Source organism: Paraburkholderia sediminicola, from assembly GCF_046026855.1.
Taxonomy (GTDB): domain Bacteria; phylum Pseudomonadota; class Gammaproteobacteria; order Burkholderiales; family Burkholderiaceae; genus Paraburkholderia; species Paraburkholderia sediminicola_A.
The window spans coordinates 1-17,577 of the sequence record NZ_JAQQET010000043.1 but is presented as its reverse complement, the minus strand read 5'-3'; the positions used below and the strand labels follow the sequence as shown (position 1 = coordinate 17,577).

16 protein-coding genes are annotated in these 17,577 nt (G+C 62.0%); 2 read left to right on the top strand and 14 right to left on the bottom strand.

Annotated features, from left to right (window positions below):
• Positions 1 to 30 precede the first annotated feature (30 nt).
• The 3 genes from PQR40_RS34055 to PQR40_RS34045 form a co-directional block, all read right to left on the bottom strand.
• Positions 31 to 918, bottom strand: coding sequence for a crotonase/enoyl-CoA hydratase family protein (locus PQR40_RS34055; protein ID WP_408227035.1), 888 nt, complete (start codon positions 916 to 918; stop codon positions 31 to 33).
• 423 nt (positions 919 to 1,341) lie between these two features.
• Positions 1,342 to 2,445 (bottom strand): malate/lactate/ureidoglycolate dehydrogenase, encoded by a 1,104-nt coding sequence (locus PQR40_RS34050; RefSeq protein WP_408510775.1) that lies wholly within the window; start codon positions 2,443 to 2,445, stop codon positions 1,342 to 1,344.
• 26 nt (positions 2,446 to 2,471) lie between these two features.
• Positions 2,472 to 3,935, bottom strand: coding sequence for a M20 family metallopeptidase (locus PQR40_RS34045; protein ID WP_408227029.1), 1,464 nt, complete (start codon positions 3,933 to 3,935; stop codon positions 2,472 to 2,474).
• 164 nt (positions 3,936 to 4,099) lie between these two features.
• Between PQR40_RS34045 and PQR40_RS34040 the strand changes: the two genes are divergently transcribed.
• Positions 4,100 to 4,420 (top strand): superinfection immunity protein, encoded by a 321-nt coding sequence (locus PQR40_RS34040; RefSeq protein WP_408227026.1) that lies wholly within the window; start codon positions 4,100 to 4,102, stop codon positions 4,418 to 4,420.
• Positions 4,421 to 4,458: 38 nt separating this feature from the next.
• Here the strand turns inward: PQR40_RS34040 and PQR40_RS34035 are convergent, their stop codons facing one another.
• Complete coding sequence (locus tag PQR40_RS34035; RefSeq protein ID WP_408510799.1) at positions 4,459 to 4,746, bottom strand: winged helix-turn-helix transcriptional regulator; 288 nt, start codon at positions 4,744 to 4,746, stop codon at positions 4,459 to 4,461.
• Between the two features lie 215 nt (positions 4,747 to 4,961).
• Between PQR40_RS34035 and PQR40_RS34030 the strand changes: the two genes are divergently transcribed.
• Positions 4,962 to 5,279 (top strand): DMT family transporter, encoded by a 318-nt coding sequence (locus PQR40_RS34030; RefSeq protein ID WP_120345089.1) that lies wholly within the window; start codon positions 4,962 to 4,964, stop codon positions 5,277 to 5,279.
• Between the two features lie 40 nt (positions 5,280 to 5,319).
• Here PQR40_RS34030 and PQR40_RS34025 read toward each other — a convergent pair whose 3' ends face one another.
• From PQR40_RS34025 to PQR40_RS33980, 10 genes are all read right to left on the bottom strand, one after another.
• Positions 5,320 to 5,592: a YodC family protein gene (locus PQR40_RS34025; protein WP_408227020.1), complete on the bottom strand. Its 273-nt coding sequence runs from the start codon at positions 5,590 to 5,592 to the stop codon at positions 5,320 to 5,322.
• A gap of 485 nt (positions 5,593 to 6,077) precedes the next feature.
• Complete coding sequence (locus PQR40_RS34020; protein ID WP_408227017.1) at positions 6,078 to 7,640, bottom strand: MFS transporter; 1,563 nt, start codon at positions 7,638 to 7,640, stop codon at positions 6,078 to 6,080.
• A gap of 30 nt (positions 7,641 to 7,670) precedes the next feature.
• Positions 7,671 to 8,309, bottom strand: a complete 639-nt coding sequence (locus PQR40_RS34015; protein WP_408393227.1) for a TetR/AcrR family transcriptional regulator — start codon at positions 8,307 to 8,309, stop codon at positions 7,671 to 7,673.
• A gap of 127 nt (positions 8,310 to 8,436) precedes the next feature.
• Positions 8,437 to 9,291, bottom strand: coding sequence for an isocitrate lyase/PEP mutase family protein (locus tag PQR40_RS34010; protein WP_408393225.1), 855 nt, complete (start codon positions 9,289 to 9,291; stop codon positions 8,437 to 8,439).
• Between the two features lie 191 nt (positions 9,292 to 9,482).
• On the bottom strand, positions 9,483 to 9,908 hold the full coding sequence (locus PQR40_RS34005; protein WP_408227008.1) for an OsmC family protein: 426 nt from the start codon (positions 9,906 to 9,908) through the stop codon (positions 9,483 to 9,485).
• A gap of 243 nt (positions 9,909 to 10,151) precedes the next feature.
• Entirely contained in the window at positions 10,152 to 10,706 is a 555-nt protein-coding gene (locus PQR40_RS34000; protein WP_408393223.1) for a carboxymuconolactone decarboxylase family protein, read from the bottom strand.
• 28 nt (positions 10,707 to 10,734) lie between these two features.
• The gene (locus PQR40_RS33995) at positions 10,735 to 12,063 is read right to left on the bottom strand and encodes an aspartate aminotransferase family protein (RefSeq protein WP_408227002.1); all 1,329 of its coding nucleotides are present in this window, start codon (positions 12,061 to 12,063) and stop codon (positions 10,735 to 10,737) included.
• 33 nt (positions 12,064 to 12,096) lie between these two features.
• Positions 12,097 to 13,143, bottom strand: coding sequence for a C45 family autoproteolytic acyltransferase/hydrolase (locus tag PQR40_RS33990; protein ID WP_408393297.1), 1,047 nt, complete (start codon positions 13,141 to 13,143; stop codon positions 12,097 to 12,099).
• A 144-nt stretch (positions 13,144 to 13,287) separates the two neighbouring features.
• The gene (locus tag PQR40_RS33985; RefSeq protein WP_408340958.1) at positions 13,288 to 14,142 is read right to left on the bottom strand and encodes a MurR/RpiR family transcriptional regulator; all 855 of its coding nucleotides are present in this window, start codon (positions 14,140 to 14,142) and stop codon (positions 13,288 to 13,290) included.
• A 97-nt stretch (positions 14,143 to 14,239) separates the two neighbouring features.
• Entirely contained in the window at positions 14,240 to 16,522 is a 2,283-nt protein-coding gene (locus PQR40_RS33980; protein WP_408340960.1) for an amylo-alpha-1,6-glucosidase, read from the bottom strand.
• Positions 16,523 to 17,577 lie beyond the last annotated feature (1,055 nt).

The following is a 17,577-nucleotide window of genomic DNA, read 5'->3' as shown; positions in this document are numbered from 1 at the left end:
CCGCTTGATCTCGCCGGAATCCAGATCCATTCAGGCGAAATTGGCCGCGCTGGAGGCCGTCTGGCGCAGGTTCGAATTACGGCGGTTTTGCAGCATCACCAGCCGCTCCATGAAGGCGAGGTCCTTCTCCTCGATCATGAAGGCGGCATTCACCCAGTCCTCGGTAATTTCCATCAACTCGGCGCGGGAAAGTTGCAGCACGCGCTGGCGCGCCCGCAGCATCGCGCGGATGCCGTTCATCTTCGGCCTGAGCGTGTCGATGAAGGTACGCGTCGCCATATAGGCGTCGCCCGGCTCGAACAGATGGTCGACCAGCCCCTTGCCGAAATGCCACTCAGCCGTATGCGATTCGCCTATGCCGATCAACTCTTCTGCCAGACGCATGCCCGCCTTGCGTGCGACCAGCGAATAACCGCCCATGCCCGGGAACAGGTTGAACGCGATCTCCGGAAAGCCCATGCGCGCATCGTTCTGAGCCAGCAGGAAATGGTGCGCCAGTGCGGCCTCGAAGCCCCCTCCAAGCGCCGTGCCCTCCACCATCGCGATCGAAATCGCCCCCGTATCGAAACCGCGCGCCGCCGCGTGCACACAATCGACGCAAGCTCGCGCATACGCCATCAGCGCCTGGCGCTTGCCGGAGCGGATCGAATCCGCGAAAAAATCGAGGTCGCCCCCGACGTTGAACATGGTCGGAATCAACGAGCCGGTCACCCAGAAGTCGATCGGCAAGCCGGACTCTCGTGCTGCCTGCGCGAGGCCCAGAATGTCGTGCACCAGTTCGAGATTAAAACAGGGACGCGGCTGCGCCCGCAGCATCATCCACATGATGTTGCGGCCTTCTTCGTAGTAAGCGGAGACTTGCGACAAATTGCCGGCTTCGAGGAACGGACGGCAGGCGTGGTGGTTATGCAGATTCATTTTGAATGGTCCTTTTAAGGTTAAACACTGGCATTGCAATGCGAGCCTAAATCAGACCGGAATGGGATGGGAGCGGGGTAACCAACAGATGAATGCAACACGCCTGCCAGGCCCCGTCAGACGGAGCTCGGCGGGGAGGTAAATCGAATGTGAAAGGATGACGCAGGCGCAAACGCTTGCGCACCGGAGATGGGCGAAATTAGCCCACAGATGAGCACGCCGCCGTAATAAATTAGCGATCGAACAAAGCTTGAAATTCTTGCGGGATTTGAAAGGAAAAGAAATAGTTTTCGATTATTCAATGCAATCGAAAATATGGTTTTCAGGTATTTGTTTTTTTATTTGTGGGCTAACAGACGGAATATTCAATTTGCATATTCAGACGCGGGCGCCACAAGGCGCCCGTTGATTCACAAGCAATCGTTATTGCAACTGCGCGGACCACCGCTCAGCCCGCTCCGGGCGCATACCGACGGCCAGCGCCGCTGCACCAATCTGCGCCCACGTGGCGGCATCGACCGGAATACCCTCGGCCTCGCGTTGCGCGCGCATCACCCGCTCGGGTTCGCCGGGCTCATAGATACGGTCCGCGCCGGCCGCGAGCGGCGAAGCCTTCACCCAGTCGATGAATGCATCGGCTTCGGCTTGTGCGTCGGGCGCGTCGAACGCAGCAGGATCGACGATCACCGACAGCATGCAATTGATGATCGCGTTGGTCGTGCCAAGCGTGTCCGTGTGCGTGGTGAAGCCGCCCGACAGCGCACCGGCGAAAATCTCGCACATCGCCGCGAGCCCAAAGCCCTTGTGACCACCGAACGGCGTCAGCGAACCGAACGGCGCTTCCTGCATCACTTTGGGTTCGAGGGTCGGAAAGCCCGCGTAATCGATCAGCGCGCCAGGCGGCACCTGCTTGCCCTGGTTATACGCGACGCGCGTCTTGCCGTACGCCACCGTGCTGGTCGCGAAATCGAGCACGAGCGGCGGCTTGCCCGGCCGCGGATAGGCTGCGCAAAACGGATTCGTGCCGATGCGGCGGTCCGCACCGCCGAACGGCGCGACGAGCGGATCGCCCGCCACGTTGACGAAATGGAACGATACGAGACCGGCGCGCGCGCATTGTTCGGCCCAGTGGCCGATGCGCCCGATGTGGTGCGCGCAGCGCAAGCCGACCGCGCAGATGCCGAGGCGTTTGGCGCGTTCGATACCCTGCTCCATTGCCTCGAACGCAACCACCTGGCCAAAGCCCCTGGCGCCTTCGACGGTCAGGACCGCACCCGCGTCTTTCACAACTTGCGCGTGCAGGTTCAGTTGCAGTTGCGCGTCGGCCAGCGACGCCACATAGCGCGGGATCATCCCCACGCCATGCGAATCGTGACCGGTCAGATTCGCCGCCACCAGATGATCCGCGACCAGTTCCGCTTCGCGCGGTGTACTGCCCGCCTGCTCCCAGATCGCCCGTACGTAGGCATGCAATTGATCGGCCGGAATCCGGAGCGTGGTGAGTTGAGCAGTCGGGTTATCGGTCATTCACAGTGCCGGCTTGGATGGAAAGATCAAGGCGCGGCCGCGATCACCTGGGCAACGGCTGCCGTCAGCTTCTTGCCGTACGGCACGTGCAGGAACTCGTTCGGGCCGTGCGCGTTTGACTTCGGCCCGAGCACGCCGCACACCATGAACTGCGACTTCGGGAAGCCCGACTTCAGTACGTTCATCAACGGAATCGTGCCGCCCTGCCCCATGTAGGCGACGTCGGCGCCGTAGTGCGCGCGCGACGCGTCGTTAAGCGCAGTGGCGAGCCACGGCGCGAGATCGGGTGCGCTCCAGCCGCTCGCCGCGCCGGCGTCCGGCTTGAAGGTGACCTTGGCGTTGTACGGCGGATCGAATTCGAGCAGCGCCTTCAGTTCGGCGACGGCCTTTTCCGCTTCGATCAGCGGCGGCAGGCGCAGCGACAGCTTGAACGCCGTGCGCGGACGCAGCACATTGCCGGCGTCGGCGAGCGCGGGCAAGCCGGCCGCGCCAGTCACCGACAGCGACGGACGCCACGTCGAGTTGAGCAAGGCCTCTTGTGGATTAGTAGTGGTGGGCAGCACCTGACGGCCGTCCTGACCGCAGGCCCACGGCAGCTTCTTCCAGACGTCATCGCCAAGAATTTGAGCGGTCGCTTCCACTTCGCGCAAACGGTCCGCCGGAATCGGGACGTGGAAACCCTTCGGCAACAATGTGCCGTTGGCAGAGTCTTCTAGACGGTCGAACAGTTGCCGCATGATGCGGAAGCTCGACGGCGCGATGCCACCGTAACCGCCCGAATGAATGCCTTCGTCGAGCACTTGGACTTCCAGGTCGCCGGCAACCAGTCCGCGCAGCGACGTGGTAAGCCACAATTGATCGTAGTTGCCCGCACCCGAATCGAGACACACAACGAGACCGACTTTGCCGAGCCGTTCACGCAATGCGTCGACGTACGGCAGCAGATCGTAGCTGCCCGATTCCTCGCAGGTTTCGATCAGGCCGACACAACGCGGACGCTCGATACCTTGCGCGTCCAGTGCGGCCAATGCCGTTAGGCTCGCGTAGATCGCATAGCCGTCGTCGGCGCCGCCGCGGCCGTACAGCTTGTCGTTTTCGAGTTTCGGCGTCCAGGGACCGAGGTCGTTGCGCCAGCCGTCGAACTCAGGCTGCTTGTCGAGGTGGCCGTACAGCACGATAGTTTCGTCGCTGCCCGATCGGGTCGCGGCCGTTTCGAAGAAGATCACCGGCGTGCGGCCCGGCAAACGGATCACCTCGAGTGTCAGGCCGCGCACGGGTTGCTGTTCGGCCCATTGCGCAGCGTCGGTAATCACGCGCTCGAGATACCCATGCTTGACCCACTCGGGATCGAACGCCGGACTCTTGGCCGGCACGGCGATGTAGTCGGTGAGCGCAGGCACGATCTCGTCGTTCCATTTGCGGTCTACGAATTCGCGTAGCGTGTCCTGATTGATGCGCTGGGTCTGCTGGGTCGTATCGTCGGAGATCATGGTGGCGGTCCGTGGCGGCTCTGTTCAGTCGAAACGTCCATCATAGCCCTGATGCGCGATGCGCTGAACCCCCTCGCCGCGCATGCATGTTTCGCAGCAACGCAGCGCAAAGAAAACAATCGCGCGACAATCGGGAGATACATCACGTCCTGAGGAGCCAGTCTATGGGTGGCAACGTCGTGGTACAGGCGATCGCCGCGGTGCTCGCGCTGGCGCTGTATTTTCTGCCGAGCATTCTCGCGGACAGGCGCAAGCGTCATGACGTGCTGACGCTGGCGCTCTTTAACGCGTGCCTCGGCTGGACCGGCTTTGGCTGGCTACTCGCCCTCTACTGGTCGCTGCAGCCCAACCCGCCGAAGAACGTGGCCGGCGAAGTTGTAGAGACGCGCAAGATCGTGCGGATGCGGGCGTTTTCGTCGGCGCTTCTGGTGCGCGTGCAAAGACGCGCCGCGGCGCGTGAGCGCCCGGAAAACAAGCAGCCTTGACTCAGCCACAATCGTGCGCGGCAACCGCAGACAGCAAGCTAGCGGCGCGTTTGCTGCCGCGCGTCATAGCGTTCACGCGCAGCGTCGAGTTCGGCCGCGTTTTCCTCGGCCCAATGATCGAGCGTCACCAGCGCGTCACTGCGGGTTCGACCGAGTTCGCTCAGCCGGTACTCCACGTGCGCCACCGCGCCCGGCTGCTCCTCGCGAATCACCAGACCGTTCCGCTCGAGTTCCTTGAGCGTCTGCGTCAGCACCTTCTGTGAAATGCCGCCGATCTTGCGCAGCAAGGCGTTATTGCGCATCGCGCCGGGCAGCAGCGCCGGCATGATGAGCAACGTCCACTTCCCGCGATTAGTTCGAGCGCGAGGCGCGACGAACAGGCGGCGTCGAAAACGTCCCCGCGATAGGGCTGTTCGGTCGAGGCGTGGGACGCGTTGGCGGACTCGGGAAATGCCATGGTTACCAGTGGGTAAGTAATGGTGAGCGCATCACTATAGCCCTAAGCTGGCCGCTCATTAACCACTCACCGATGGGGCTCACGATGGCATGGCTCATTCTGCTCGCCGCAAGCGCGGTCGAAATTCTGATGGCGTTGGCGTTGAAATATGCAAATGGGTGGACACGCTTGTGGCCGAGCATCGGCGGCGTTGCGGCCGCGCTCGGCAGCGTGTTTTTACTGACGCTGGCAATGAAGCATTTGCCGGCCGGTACGGCTTACGTGGTATGGACAGGGATCGGATCGCTTGGCATCACGGTGCTCGGTGTAATGCTGTTCAATGACCCGGTTTCCGCACCCCGTGTGATTTGCATGACGTTGATCGTGCTGTCGGTGGCGGGCTTGAAGCTGATCGATGGATAGATCGATTCGCAGAACCAGCACGCGCGCTGGGCCGCTTCTCTCAAGCTGCCCGGCCCATCCTGCCCCACGTCACCGAGCCGGCGGGGATCGAGCGCGGCTCAGCCCGCACACTCTCGTGCGCGAACATCTCGCGGCGCAGTTCGCCATGTTCGTCGAACCACTCGCAAATCAGCCAGTCGCCAGGATTGAGCGCCACCGGACCGGCGTATGTCACGGTCATGCGCGAGCCACCTTCTTTCAGCGTGACAACATCGCCGACATCGAAGTGTGCGGCTGGCGGTGTTTCGAATACGTCAATGGTAGCGGTCAGCATATTCAATCCCCTACGGAACCCGTTGAGCGGAATTAAGTCATTGCGTCATGCTTTGCAACACTGAACCTGCCGAAGGAAAACTCTAAAAAGAGTGCCCAGATTAACAATCGAAATTAACCGCGGCAAGTGCTTTTTATTGATACCGTTTTCATCGGCACTGGAATAGGTTTCCCAACCCGGCAGTCGACGGATCAAACCGGGAAAACCCGTCTGAATGGCGCCAGTGCGCCACCCGTGCGGCACTGCATGATCGCAAAACTTACGGCGGAAAACCAGATTCGCAGGTAGAAAATACGGCCCCGATTTATCATATCTAAAGCGCTGCCGACAAACCCCAATTCAGGTTTATTCCAATCGTCCACAAACGGAGTTACCTGTGAACGGAAAACTCACCGGTAAATTCACCCTTTCCCAAACCCGGTTTGTTTAAAGTGCATAATAGTTTTTAGCGGCCACCGTTGAAAACGATTTCCCGACCGCTATTTTCAAACCGGCTGAGCGGCCCGGCGCAATGCGAGTTGTTGATGCCGCACGAGTAACACGCTCAAACCGATACACACGAACATCAGACACGCGTTAATCGCGAGGCTGAGCTGGAAGGCCTGCGCGTACGCGCCCGGCGTCTCGCTGCCGCCGATCACCCCGAAAAACGCACCGCTGATGGCCGCCGTGCCGAACGCCGAGCCGATCTGCAAGGTCGACGACACCACGCCCGAGGCAAGCCCCGCCTTCTCCGGCGCGACTTCCAGCAAAACGATGCGCATAATCGACGGCAGCAGCAGCCCATGACCAACGCCCGCGCATACCAGTCCGCAATAGAACAGCAGGTCCGGCGTAGCGGCGTGGGTCGCGGACCAGCCCGTCACCGTGAAGCCGACTGTCATCATCGAAAAGCCGAGCGCCAGGACATGGCCGCCAATGCGCCTGACCACCGCGGGCGATGTCAGCGGTCCAACCACGAAGCCGATCGCGAACGGCATGATGGCCATGCCCGAGGCGAGCGGCGTCCAGTGCAAACCGGTTTGCAGGAAGATCCCGTAGGTCAGAAAAAACGCGCTGTTGCAGTAGAACAGAAACGCGAGCACCAGGCCCAGTGCGAAGGCCGGGTTGCGGAACAATTGCAGATCCACCAGCGGATGGCCACCGCCGCGCTCGACGCGCCGCTCGGTTGCCACGAATAGCGCGAACGCAGGCACGGCAAGCGCGAACATCACGAAGGTCCATGCAGGCCAGCCGGCTTCACGGCCGTGTGTCATTGGATAGATGACCAGCAGCAACACCATCGAAAGTAGCGCGACGCCCTTCAGGTCGATGCCGGTACTCGTGGCCGGCTGATTTTCCGGCACGAACTTCCACGTGCCGATGAAGGCGACGATGCCGATGGGAATGTTGATAAGAAAGATGATGCGCCAGTCGAGCCCGAACGGATGGTAGGTGATCAGCGCGCCGCCGCCCAGCTGGCCGACGATCGACGAAAGCCCGAATACGAAACCGTAGAGGCTCATAACCTTGGTCTGCCGATGCAGCGGCACGACCGCGCGGATGGTCGCGAGCACCTGCGGCGCCATGATCGCGGCCGCGATGCCCTGCACGATCCGCGAGATCACCAGCATGTGTCCGCTAGTGGCGAAGCCGCACAGCGCGGAGGCGACCACGAACGCCGCCATTCCCGTCATGAACATGCGACGCCGGCCGAACAGGTCGCCGAGACGTCCACCCGTGATCAGCAGCACGGCATAAGCGGATGCGTAAGCCGACACCACGAGTTGCAGTTGCGCATCCGTAGCGTTCAGCCCGGTGTGAATCGACGGCAGCGCGAGGTTGACGATGAAATAGTCGAGCGGCGCGAGGAAGGCGCCGACGAACAGAACGGCGAGCGCGAGCCCCTGGCGCTCGAAGCCGGACACCGCCTTCCCGGCCGCTGCCGCCGCGCTGGCGGCCACCGCACCCACACCTGGACAGACGGCGGCGCCAACACCACCGGCTCCCGACCGCGTCGCGGGTCCAACGGATGCCGCCGGAGCGGGCTTGATGATGTCTCTATTCATGACCGTTCGTTCAAGAATTTGGTAAAAAAATTAGACGAGCGCGCGCATGGCAACGTCTACGATTCCGATCAACGCATCTTCCTTGTGAGCGACTCGCCCCAATACGCGCAGACCTTGCATCACGCACAGCAGGAAATCGCCGACGGCTTTCTCGTCGAGCGTGGAATTGAAAGCGCCGCTCGCCTGACCGCGAATCACCGACGCCGCAAGCAAAGTCGCCATGCGGCGCTGGATTGCCGCGACGCGGGTGCGCAGTTCCTCGTCGCCGGGTTGCATCTCCAGCGTGGTGTTGGTGATGAAGCAGCTACGCTCGCCGATCAGCGCGCAAGCGACCCGTGCGTAATGCAGCAAAGCGTTGCGCAGCGCCTCTTCCGGCGGTACCGGCGCGTTCAGCCGCTCGGCCAGCCGCGCGACCGACCCTTCCGCGTAGTGATCGAGCGCGGCGAGCATGATGCCGTGCTTGTCGCCGAATACACCGTACAGACTCCCCCGCAACAGGCCGGTGGCCTTGCAGAGGTCGTCGATCGAGGTGGCGTGGTAGCCGTGATTCCAGAAAACCTGGCTCGCGCTTGCCAATACGGTATCCGTATCGAACTCGCGCGGCCTGCCCCGGGAGCAGACCTCGCCCGCTTTTTTCATGGATTGCTTCGAATTGCCTGATTGCGTCATGTCACGGATATTATGACTAACCGTTCAACAATGCAAGGCAGTTGAGATGCTTATTTGCCAATGGTTCGGCTTGCAAGGCGCCGTCCGTGACACAAGCGTCACCGTGCGGGCCAGCCGACAGCTTTCGTCAGCCGCCCGCCTGCTTGCCCCACTTCTGCGCGGCGGCCGTGAACAGCTGGTTGATCTCATTGCCGCTGGCTGCCTCTTTCGTGTAGTTGAACGTACCGTGATCGTGCATTTCGTGCGCCGCGCGGAGAAACGCGCCCAGCGCCGCGCGCGCCAGCGAACCGCCCACGCTGACACGTCGCACGCCCAGCGAGCGCAGGTCGTCGAAACTGAGCAGGACGCCTTGCAGCCCCATTAGCACATTGACCGGCCGTTCGAGCGCGCCGACCACGGCCGCGATCTCTTCGCGCGTCTTCAGGCCAGGCGCGTAAAGCACGTCCGCACCAGCTTCCTGATAGGCCTGCAGGCGCCGGATCGTGTCGTCGAGATCGGGCCGGCCCACCAGATAGTTTTCGGCACGCGCCGTCAGCGTGAATGGGAACGGCAGAGCACGCGCCGCGACGACCGCCGCGCGCACGCGCTCCACGGCGACTTCGAACGAATAGATCGGTTCATCGGCGCGACCGGTCGCATCTTCGATCGAACCGCCGACCACGCCCGCCGCCGCGGCCTGCGTAATCGTCTCAGCGCAGTCTTCCGGGGTGTCGCCGAACCCGTTTTCCAGATCGGCGCTGACCGGCAAGTCGGTCGCGCCCGCGATTTCGGCGAGATGCACCATCATCTGCGCGCGGCCGATGGCGTTATCCGGCAAGCCGCGCGAGAACGCATAACCCGCGCTGCTGGTGGCGAGCGCCTTGAAACCGGCCAGCGCCAACAGCCGCGCCGTGCCGATGTCCCACGGATTCGGGATGATAAAGGCCTCACCCGCTGCGTGGTATGACTGGAATTGCTGTGCTTTTTCGTTTTGCGTTGTCATCGACAGTTCCATTGAAGACGGCGACCGGCATTTTCGCGCCCACGCGCGCTCAGTCGTCGTTATGTTCGTTAAATGGCAAATGAGTGGCGAACGAACTGCAAATCCGGAAAACCAACGGAAAGTGGCGACCGGCGGCCTGACTATCATTGCCAGCCGGCCCTGCATATGCCTGCAGTGGGTGAGCCGCAGGCTCAGGTTTCGAGCTTCGCGTCCAGCGTGATAGTGGCGTTCAGTACCTTGGAAACCGGGCAGCCTGCCTTGGCGTCCGCGGTGGCCTTCTCGAACGCGGCCTTGTCACCGCCGGGGATTTTGACGGCCACGTCGAGATGCACTGCGGTGATCGAAAAACCGCCGCCGTCCTTGTCGAGTGTGACGGTTGCCGTGGTGCCGATACGTTCAGGCGTGATGCCGGCCTTGCCGAGTTCGGCCGATAGCGCCATGGAGAAACAACCCGCGTGCGCAGCCGCAATCAGCTCTTCCGGATTCGTGCCGATGCCGTCCGCGAAGCGTGTAGCAAACGAGTATTGAGTTTCCTTGAGGACGCCGCTGTCGGTGGAAATCGAGCCCTTGCCGTTTTGCAGGCCACCTTGCCAGACCGCTGATGCCTTGCGCTTCATCGCTCTCTCCTGTTTGTGCCCTGCTTTGCGCCGCCCCTCAACCCTACGTGATGCCGCCCGCAACGGTCCAGCCCGGATTTTCGTGGTATCGGCATCGGTTGTGAGTCCCCCAAGGGGATTTCCTTCGGGGCATGTCGCGCGGCGCTGCAGGCGCGGGGGTGGACCGAACTTCATCATAGGCGCTTCCGTGTGCCAGTGTCGTGACGACACCGGCATACAGACTCAAACCGGGCGGCGCTGGCGCTACTCGGCGAACGGCAAACTCTCCTGCCCCACGGCCCGCATGTCGAACACGTTCAGCGTCATCGCCACCAGGGCGTAGTAGCCGAGCAGGCCCACCAGATTGATCACCACCTCGTGGCTGAAGCGCTCAACCGCCTTTCTATAGGTGACATCCGACACCCGTTTGGTGTCGTACAGTTCGCTCGCGAAGTCGTGAATCAATGCGTCGTCGGGGTCCGCGAAGGCCGGGCGTTGCCCCTGGCGGATCGCTGCCGCGTCCGCTTCGGCCACACCGGCTTCCAGGGCGATCGGATAGTGGATATACCACTCGGCCTGCGCCTGCCAGCGCGCCGCTGTCACCAGAATCGCAAGCTCCGACAGGCGTAGCGGCAAACCGGTGCGATAGCGGCAGAACGCGCCGAGCCGCTGCGCCTGCTGCGCCAGCTCCGGACTATGAATCCAGCCCAGAAACGGCCCGTTCAGATTGCCACGTGGGCCGGACAGGATCTCATCGAGCACGGACTTCTGTTCGGGCGTGGCATCGGACAGTTCGAAGTGAGGCAAACGCTCGGTCATCGCAAATCTCGCAGAAAGGGAAAGGACATCAGATGACGGTCAGAGCGCCTTCAATCGCGTCGGTCAACCGGCTGACGATTTCGTCAATATCGCGCGCGGTGCAGATGAACGGTGGCGCCAGCAGCACATGATCGCCGATATTGCCGTCGACGGTGCCGCCCATCGGGTACACCATCAAACCCCGCGCAAACGCTTCGCGGCGGATCGCCGCGTGCAGTTTCAGCTTCGCGTCGAACGGCGTTTTGGTGGCGCGATCCCGAACCAGTTCGACGCCGACAAAGAGGCCTCGCCCGCGGACGTCGCCGATATGCGGATGCTGCGCATAGTGCTCGCGCAGTCGGCCACGCAACTGCTCGCCACGCGCCTGGACGTTCGGCAGCAGATGGTCGTCGGCAATCACGCGCTGCACTTCCAGCGCCGCGGCGCAGGCGGTGGCGTGGCCGATATACGTATGCCCGTGCTGAAAGAAACCCGAGCCGCCGACAATCGCCTGGTAAATCCTGTCGCTGACCAGCGTCGCGCCGATCGGCTGATAGCCGGCGCCGAGCCCCTTGGCGATGGTCAACATGTCCGGCGCGATGCCGTCTTCTTCGCATGCGTACAGGTAGCCCGTGCGACCCATGCCCGACATGATCTCGTCGAGGATCAGCAGCACGCCATAGCGATCGCACACCGCGCGAATCTTGCGGAAATACTCGCGCACCGGCGGCACGGCGCCGGCCGTTGCACCCACCACCGTTTCCGCAACGAATGCGGCCACCGTGTCAGCGCCGAGTTCAAGAATCTTCTGTTCGAGTTCATCCGCGAGACGCTGCGCGAACTGCTCCTCGGTTTCGTCGGCACGTTGCTCGCGATACGCATAACAAGGGCTCACGTGATGCGCTTCGATCAGGATCGGCAGAAACGGTTCGCGCCGCCACGCATTGCCGCCGATCGCGAGCGCCCCCAACGTGTTGCCGTGATAGCTCTGGCGCCGCGCGATGAAATGACGGCGCTGCAACTCGCCCTTCTCGACGAAATACTGGCGCGCCAGTTTCAGTGCGGCCTCGATCGCTTCCGAGCCGCCGGACACGAAGTACACGTGTTCAAGCCCTTGCGGCGCGCTCGCCACGAGACGGTCGGCAAGTTCCTCGGCGACCTGGGTCGTGAAGAACGACGTGTGCGCGTACGGCAATTGCTGCGACTGCCGTTTGATCGCGTCGATCACGCGCTGATTGCTATGGCCGAGGCACGAAACAGCTGCGCCGCCCGAGGCGTCGATATAGCGCTTGCCGGTGGAGTCGATGATTTCGATGCCGTCACCGGCGACAGCCACTGGCAGTGACTGCTTCGGCGAGCGATGGAATACGGTGGACATGGTTTCACTTTCCTTTCTGTTTGCGACGGCTGCTCAGGCGCCGGTCTGCGCAGGCGATAGGCGTGCGATGAAGGTATCGAACGCGCATTGCCCCTGTCGATAAACTTTCATGGAGACACCGGCACTGCCGAGTTCGAAAAGCGCCGTGGCGAGCGTGTTTTCGTCGTCGGGATCGAGCGGGTCGTTGCGGTAGATTGGCAGGCCTGAAGGCGCGCGATCCTGCAACACGTCGAGCAACGCGGCCGGCTTGACTGGACCGGCGAGTGTGCTCAGCAGATGGTCGACGCGCGCCTGCCGGTCACGCGAAGAATCGGTGACGATTTGCGCCTCGGCTTCGCAGCCGGGATGAATCAGATGGTTCGCATGGCCGGCGACAATGGCTACCGTCTGCACGGAACATTGCTGTGCACTTGCTTCGATGCTCAGAATACGTTCGTCTCCCGCGCAACCGAGTGTGTGATGGAAACCGCTCGCAGCCGGTGCGCCGCGCAGCATGTGCAGCGCCTCGTCGAGCGAGGCCGCATCGAGCACCGCCCGCGCGAGGATCATCCGCGGCACACCCGCTGCGGGTACGCGAATACGCAGATTGTTGATGGCCTGCACGAGACCGGCGCGGTTGGCGGCGAAAGTGTGACCCGGCAACGATCCGGGGTAATAGAAGCTCACGAAGCCGGGTTTGCCGGCCGGTTGAACCTCGATCAGAGCGCAACGTTCACGCAGAAAGGGATCGCCGTCTTCATTGTGTGCAATGAAACGCGTATCGTCTCCAACAGCGGCCAAGGTCGTGCAACCGTCCGGCGCGTTGTGAATCAGCTCGCCGCGGCAATTCCACAAAAAAATGTCTTCCGCCGACCAGCCCAGCCCTGCCGCCATGCCGTCGAGCTCGGCCAGCAGCGCAGGGAAATGCGCTCCGGCCGCATCGCGCAGCGTCTGCACGAACGGATCGCCGCGCCAGCGCCGAACCGCCCGCCACGCGCTGCTCTGCTCCATATAATCGGTGAATACCGGCCTGGCAAGTTCACCCAGCCTGTAGCCGATGTCATACGGCTCACCGCTCACCTGAAAAAGACTCAAATCCAGCTTCGACGCCACGACGCACACTCATTCAACAATCGGTACGTATTTATACTTCCAAACAACATTTGTTGTCAAACGGTGTGACGATGAAACAGATGGCGTGTTTTCGCTTCGTGGCAGATATCTGCCTGACTCAGACGAAGCACATCAAGGTACGTACGCGCCCTTGTCATGCAAGGATTGCTCGGCAATGCCGAGTTGCTCGACGGCACCCGCCCCTTCCAGCGCTAGCAGATGCGCGACCAGCGATTCAGAAATCGCCGTGGCCGCCACCAGCGAAGGAAAGAACGATGGGCTTTCGTGTGAAAAGATCAGCACCTTGTCGGCATTCAACGCGATCGGCGAGACCGCGCTGTCTGTGATTGCGATCAGCCTGCTGCCCTTTTCCAGCGCCGCTTCAGCCACGCGCGCCGCTTCGACGGAATACGGCGCGAAACTGATGACGATGGTCGCGCTATCACGTTCGATCGTGCGCAATTGCATCTCGAGCGTGCCGGCTTCGCCGTTGAGCAGCGACACGGACGAGCGGAACAGCCGGTAGCCGTAGATCAGCCCGAACGCCACCGCATAACAGGAGCGAAAACCTGCGACATGCACATGTGACGCGCGCCGCAACAAACGCGCCGCTTCGACGATCATGCGACCGTTGTGCGCGGCAGTGACTTCCAGATTGTGTTGTTGCGCGGCCAGCAGGTCGTTGGCCAATGCATCTTTCGATTTGACGAGCGAACGGGCGCGGCTGGTGAGCGGCTCGGGCCGCGTGCGCACGCGCGCAACGAACAGATTGCGTAATTCGTTCCAGCCGGGAAAACCCAATTGTTGCGACAGGCGGACCAGCGAGGCGGGTTGCACCTGCGCCCGCTCGGCCACTTTGCGCATTGATGAGACCGCGACTTCGTCGGGATGATCGAGCAGGAACCCTGCTCCCATCTGGAACTGTGGACTCAGTTCAGAGAAGCGCGCCCGGATCAGGGCGGCAAGCTGGTCGAAACTGTCTGGCATGCGATATACCGGGCGAACGGTCGATAGGGATGACAACAAATGTTACCACCCGGTGCATCGCATCCAACAAAACTTCCAGCGTGTTTGCAGCGGGTGTCTAGAGAAGCGCGACCACCCGTACGTCGCCCTGCTCGGCCGCCGATGCGACCACCTTGTCGCCGATTCGCCTGAACGTGATCGACACCGACGAATCACCTACCTTCAGATCGCCGACTTCGAGCCAGTCGATGCCTTCGGGCAACATGGGCTGCTCGATCACGACTTCGCGCCGGGCCGCGTCGATCGTGATACCCAGACAGGCTTCGAGCATCATGAACGGCGAGCCCGCCGCCCAGGCTTGCGGCAGGCAGGCGACTGGATAGGCGGTGGGCGGTTCGCCGCGACGCCGCGGGAAACCGCAGAAGAGTTCAGGCAGGCGCATGTCGAAATTGACTGCCGCCTGGAATAACGCCTGCAACAACCGCACGGCCGCCGCTTTGCCGCCGTAGCGTGACAGACCGCGAGCACAGAGCGCATTGTCATGCGGCCAGACCGAGCCGTTGTGATACGCCATCGGGTTGAAGCGCGCCTGGCTCGCCGCCAGCGTACGCACGCCCCATCCGGTATGGAACAGCGTGGAGTCCAGCGCATGAACGACTGCTTCGCCACGTTCGCGCGAGGGCAGGCCGAAGGCCAGCAGATGGCCCGCATTCGACGCCATCACGCGGCACAATTCACCGTGGCCGTCGAGCGCGATGCCGTAAAAGCCGGACTCTTCCATCCAGTACTTTTCTTCGACGCACTGACGGATTTTCTTCGCGCGCTCGCTGTATTGTCTGGCCGGATCCTGCAGGCCGCGCAGCTTTGCGAAGTGAGCCATTGTGTCGAAAGCCGCGCTCGCATACGCCTGCACTTCGACGAGCGCGATAGGACCGTCGGGGAAGCGGCCATCTGCGTGGAAGACCGAATCGTGGCTGTCCTTCCAGCCTTGATTGGCGAGACCTCCGTCGGACTCGCGCTGATAGTCCAGCAGACCGTAACGGTTCTTGTCGCAGACGCCCGCGACCCACTGCGCCGCGCGCTCCAACGCCGGCCACAACTCGTCGATCAGGGCAAAATCCCCCGTGCGTGCCGCATAGGCGCCAGCCAGCACGATGAAGAGCGGCGTGCTGTCGACGCCGCCGTAGTACAGCGCGAACGGCACTTCGCCGGTAGCGGCCATTTCACCCTTGCGCATCTCGTGCATGATCTTGCCGGGTGCGGCATCACGAAACGGCGAATTGTCGCGCGCCTGATGTTCGGCGAGAAAGCGCAGCACGCCCGCGGCCAGATTCGGTTGCAGCCACAGCGTCTGCAACGACGTGATGATCGCATCGCGGCCGAACGGCGTTGAAAACCACGGGATGCCGGCGTAGGGGTACGGACCCGTGGCGAGGTCGGTAGTCAGCAGCCCCAGGTCGGCAAGCGAACGGTCGATCCACGCGTTAAAGAGCGGATTGCTCGAACGCACACGCGCGGTGACGCGGCGCCGTTCACGCATCACCAGGTGGGCGTCGACCAGTGCGGCACGCACCGCAGCGCGGCCAACGCGTGGGCGCTCCGCATCGATTTGCGACAGATGGGCTTCGCTCACCGCATGCGTGGGTTGTGCGACGCCCACGGCCGGTTTGTCGGCTTGCGGGACAACTTGCACCGCCACCGACAGATAGATCGATACGCATGCTTGCGCCGGCAGCTTGACGGTGTAGTCGGCGCGATCGGCGAAGAGCTTGTCCGGCTCCGGCGAGAAGGCGATCTGCACATTGCGCGCCACGTCATCGAGACCGATATAGCCGAGTAGCACTTCGCGGTTCTCGACGCGCGCCGGTTCGACTCTGCCCTGTTTGTCGCGCTTGAGGCCGCGCACTTCGAACATGTCGCGGAAGTCGCTCGCGAACGAGATCGAGAGCGGCACGACAGCATCGCTCGTGCCGTAGTTGGTGAGTTCGATGGCTTCGTTGAGGACAGTGCCCGAGAGCACGCGTACACGCTCGACGTGGATCACGCCTTCCGGCGTGCTGTCTCCGCCGAGCGGCGGCAGGGGGCGGTTGGTCAGGTGCGCGGTGAACGACGTGTTGTCGCTGTTGACGCTGCCCGACAGCAGCGACGGCGCGCGGCCGCCGAAGGTGAGCCGGAGTTGCGAGAGGACGCGTGTGTCGTTGACGAACAGGCCGTCGTCATGGCCGGTGATATCGCCGAGGGGGTCGTTGACGATAAAGGTGTCGCCAGACTTCAGCACGTGCTGGGTGACGCTCGCGACGTTGAGATTTTCCGTCGGGATGAATGCGCCGTCCGGCTCGGGTTCGTGGTGGTCGATTCCGCCCGAGTGGGACAGGCCGCCGAGGGCTTCTGGCTGCTGCATCAGGGTCGCTCCTATGGGTTCGCTTTTGCGTTCACTTTCAGTTTCGGATGAGGTTGGGCGCTGCCCGGTCGTTTCCGATTGTAGAGGGTCTGTCTGCGTCAGACGAACTTATCACATGGGAGTTTCAGTTTTTTTGGTTTGGCATGGGAGATGCAGGTAAGGGGTTTTGTTCCCTGCGCGGGGCTTGTTCGTAGGCTCGCCTGCGGCGTTGGGCTTTTCTTGAATTTGGTTGCATGCGCGGCGCTTTGTTGTCTGTGTTTTTATGGTTTTGGCCTTTCCTTGAATTCTTATTGGTGTATTAGCGTTCGCCCCTGTGCGGGGCAGGCACCTACTTTTCTTTGCCTGCTGCAAAGAAAAGTAGGCAAAAGAAAGCAGCTCACACCGCCAGCTTATAAGCGGGTCCCCTGGCTTGGAGGGCACAGTGGCGCATCTGGAATCCGTGCCCTCGCACATTCAGCGTGAGTGACAATGCGCTCATCAGCGCCCACTCCGCACTGCGTGCGTCGCGGATGGGTCTGCATGGGAAACCAGAGCTTCGTTTGGGCACGGTGGGGGCCATCGGCTTCGCCTCGGCAAGGCACCCAAGTATTCAAAGGATAAAGTCTACAAACGAATGCAAGTGCGAAAACTCTGCCCAAATTAAATGCTAACGCGGCGCAATTTCATTTGCTGCGACGATCGATATCGCAGCAGTAATCGCTGTGGCTGTGGCTGTGGCTGTGGCTGTGGCTGTGGCTGTGGCTGTGATGTGCTGTTGATGCAACGACGAGCCACGGGTACTAAGTAGAATGGGAGTACGAAAACGTAGCGGTAGGTTTTGTGAGATGCCCGTCGGTGCGCGCAGCGCCGCCGGAAGTATGACTGCCTTGTCACTAACGCGGGGTGTGCGAGAACACAGATTCCAGATGCACCACTACCGCAACTGTGCGGGGGACCCGCTTATAAGCTGGCGGTGTGAGCTGCTTTCTTTTGCCTACTTTTCTTTGCAGCAGGCCCTCCATGTCAGGCTAGTTGTCGCCTCACCCGAACCGATTGATGTAAAGATGGGGGGCGGA

What these genes read in the sequence shown, in the direction of transcription:
- PQR40_RS33985 (WP_408340958.1), bottom strand. Translation starts at nt 14,142, where the DNA reads ATGCCAGACAGTTTCGACCAGCTTGCCGCCCTGATCCGGGCGCGCTTC.
- PQR40_RS34050 (WP_408510775.1), bottom strand. Translation starts at nt 2,445, where the DNA reads ATGACCGATAACCCGACTGCTCAACTCACCACGCTCCGGATTCCGGCC.
- PQR40_RS34000 (WP_408393223.1), bottom strand. Translation starts at nt 10,706, where the DNA reads ATGACCGAGCGTTTGCCTCACTTCGAACTGTCCGATGCCACGCCCGAA.
- PQR40_RS34010 (WP_408393225.1), bottom strand. Translation starts at nt 9,291, where the DNA reads ATGACAACGCAAAACGAAAAAGCACAGCAATTCCAGTCATACCACGCA.
- PQR40_RS34035 (WP_408510799.1), bottom strand. Translation starts at nt 4,746, where the DNA reads ATGCCGGCGCTGCTGCCCGGCGCGATGCGCAATAACGCCTTGCTGCGC.
- PQR40_RS33980 (WP_408340960.1), bottom strand. Translation starts at nt 16,522, where the DNA reads ATGCAGCAGCCAGAAGCCCTCGGCGGCCTGTCCCACTCGGGCGGAATC.
- PQR40_RS34040 (WP_408227026.1), top strand. Translation starts at nt 4,100, where the DNA reads ATGGGTGGCAACGTCGTGGTACAGGCGATCGCCGCGGTGCTCGCGCTG.
- PQR40_RS34055 (WP_408227035.1), bottom strand. Translation starts at nt 918, where the DNA reads ATGAATCTGCATAACCACCACGCCTGCCGTCCGTTCCTCGAAGCCGGC.
- PQR40_RS34015 (WP_408393227.1), bottom strand. Translation starts at nt 8,309, where the DNA reads ATGACGCAATCAGGCAATTCGAAGCAATCCATGAAAAAAGCGGGCGAG.
- PQR40_RS34025 (WP_408227020.1), bottom strand. Translation starts at nt 5,592, where the DNA reads ATGCTGACCGCTACCATTGACGTATTCGAAACACCGCCAGCCGCACAC.
- PQR40_RS34005 (WP_408227008.1), bottom strand. Translation starts at nt 9,908, where the DNA reads ATGAAGCGCAAGGCATCAGCGGTCTGGCAAGGTGGCCTGCAAAACGGC.
- PQR40_RS34030 (WP_120345089.1), top strand. Translation starts at nt 4,962, where the DNA reads ATGGCATGGCTCATTCTGCTCGCCGCAAGCGCGGTCGAAATTCTGATG.
- PQR40_RS34045 (WP_408227029.1), bottom strand. Translation starts at nt 3,935, where the DNA reads ATGATCTCCGACGATACGACCCAGCAGACCCAGCGCATCAATCAGGAC.
- PQR40_RS34020 (WP_408227017.1), bottom strand. Translation starts at nt 7,640, where the DNA reads ATGAATAGAGACATCATCAAGCCCGCTCCGGCGGCATCCGTTGGACCC.
- PQR40_RS33995 (WP_408227002.1), bottom strand. Translation starts at nt 12,063, where the DNA reads ATGTCCACCGTATTCCATCGCTCGCCGAAGCAGTCACTGCCAGTGGCT.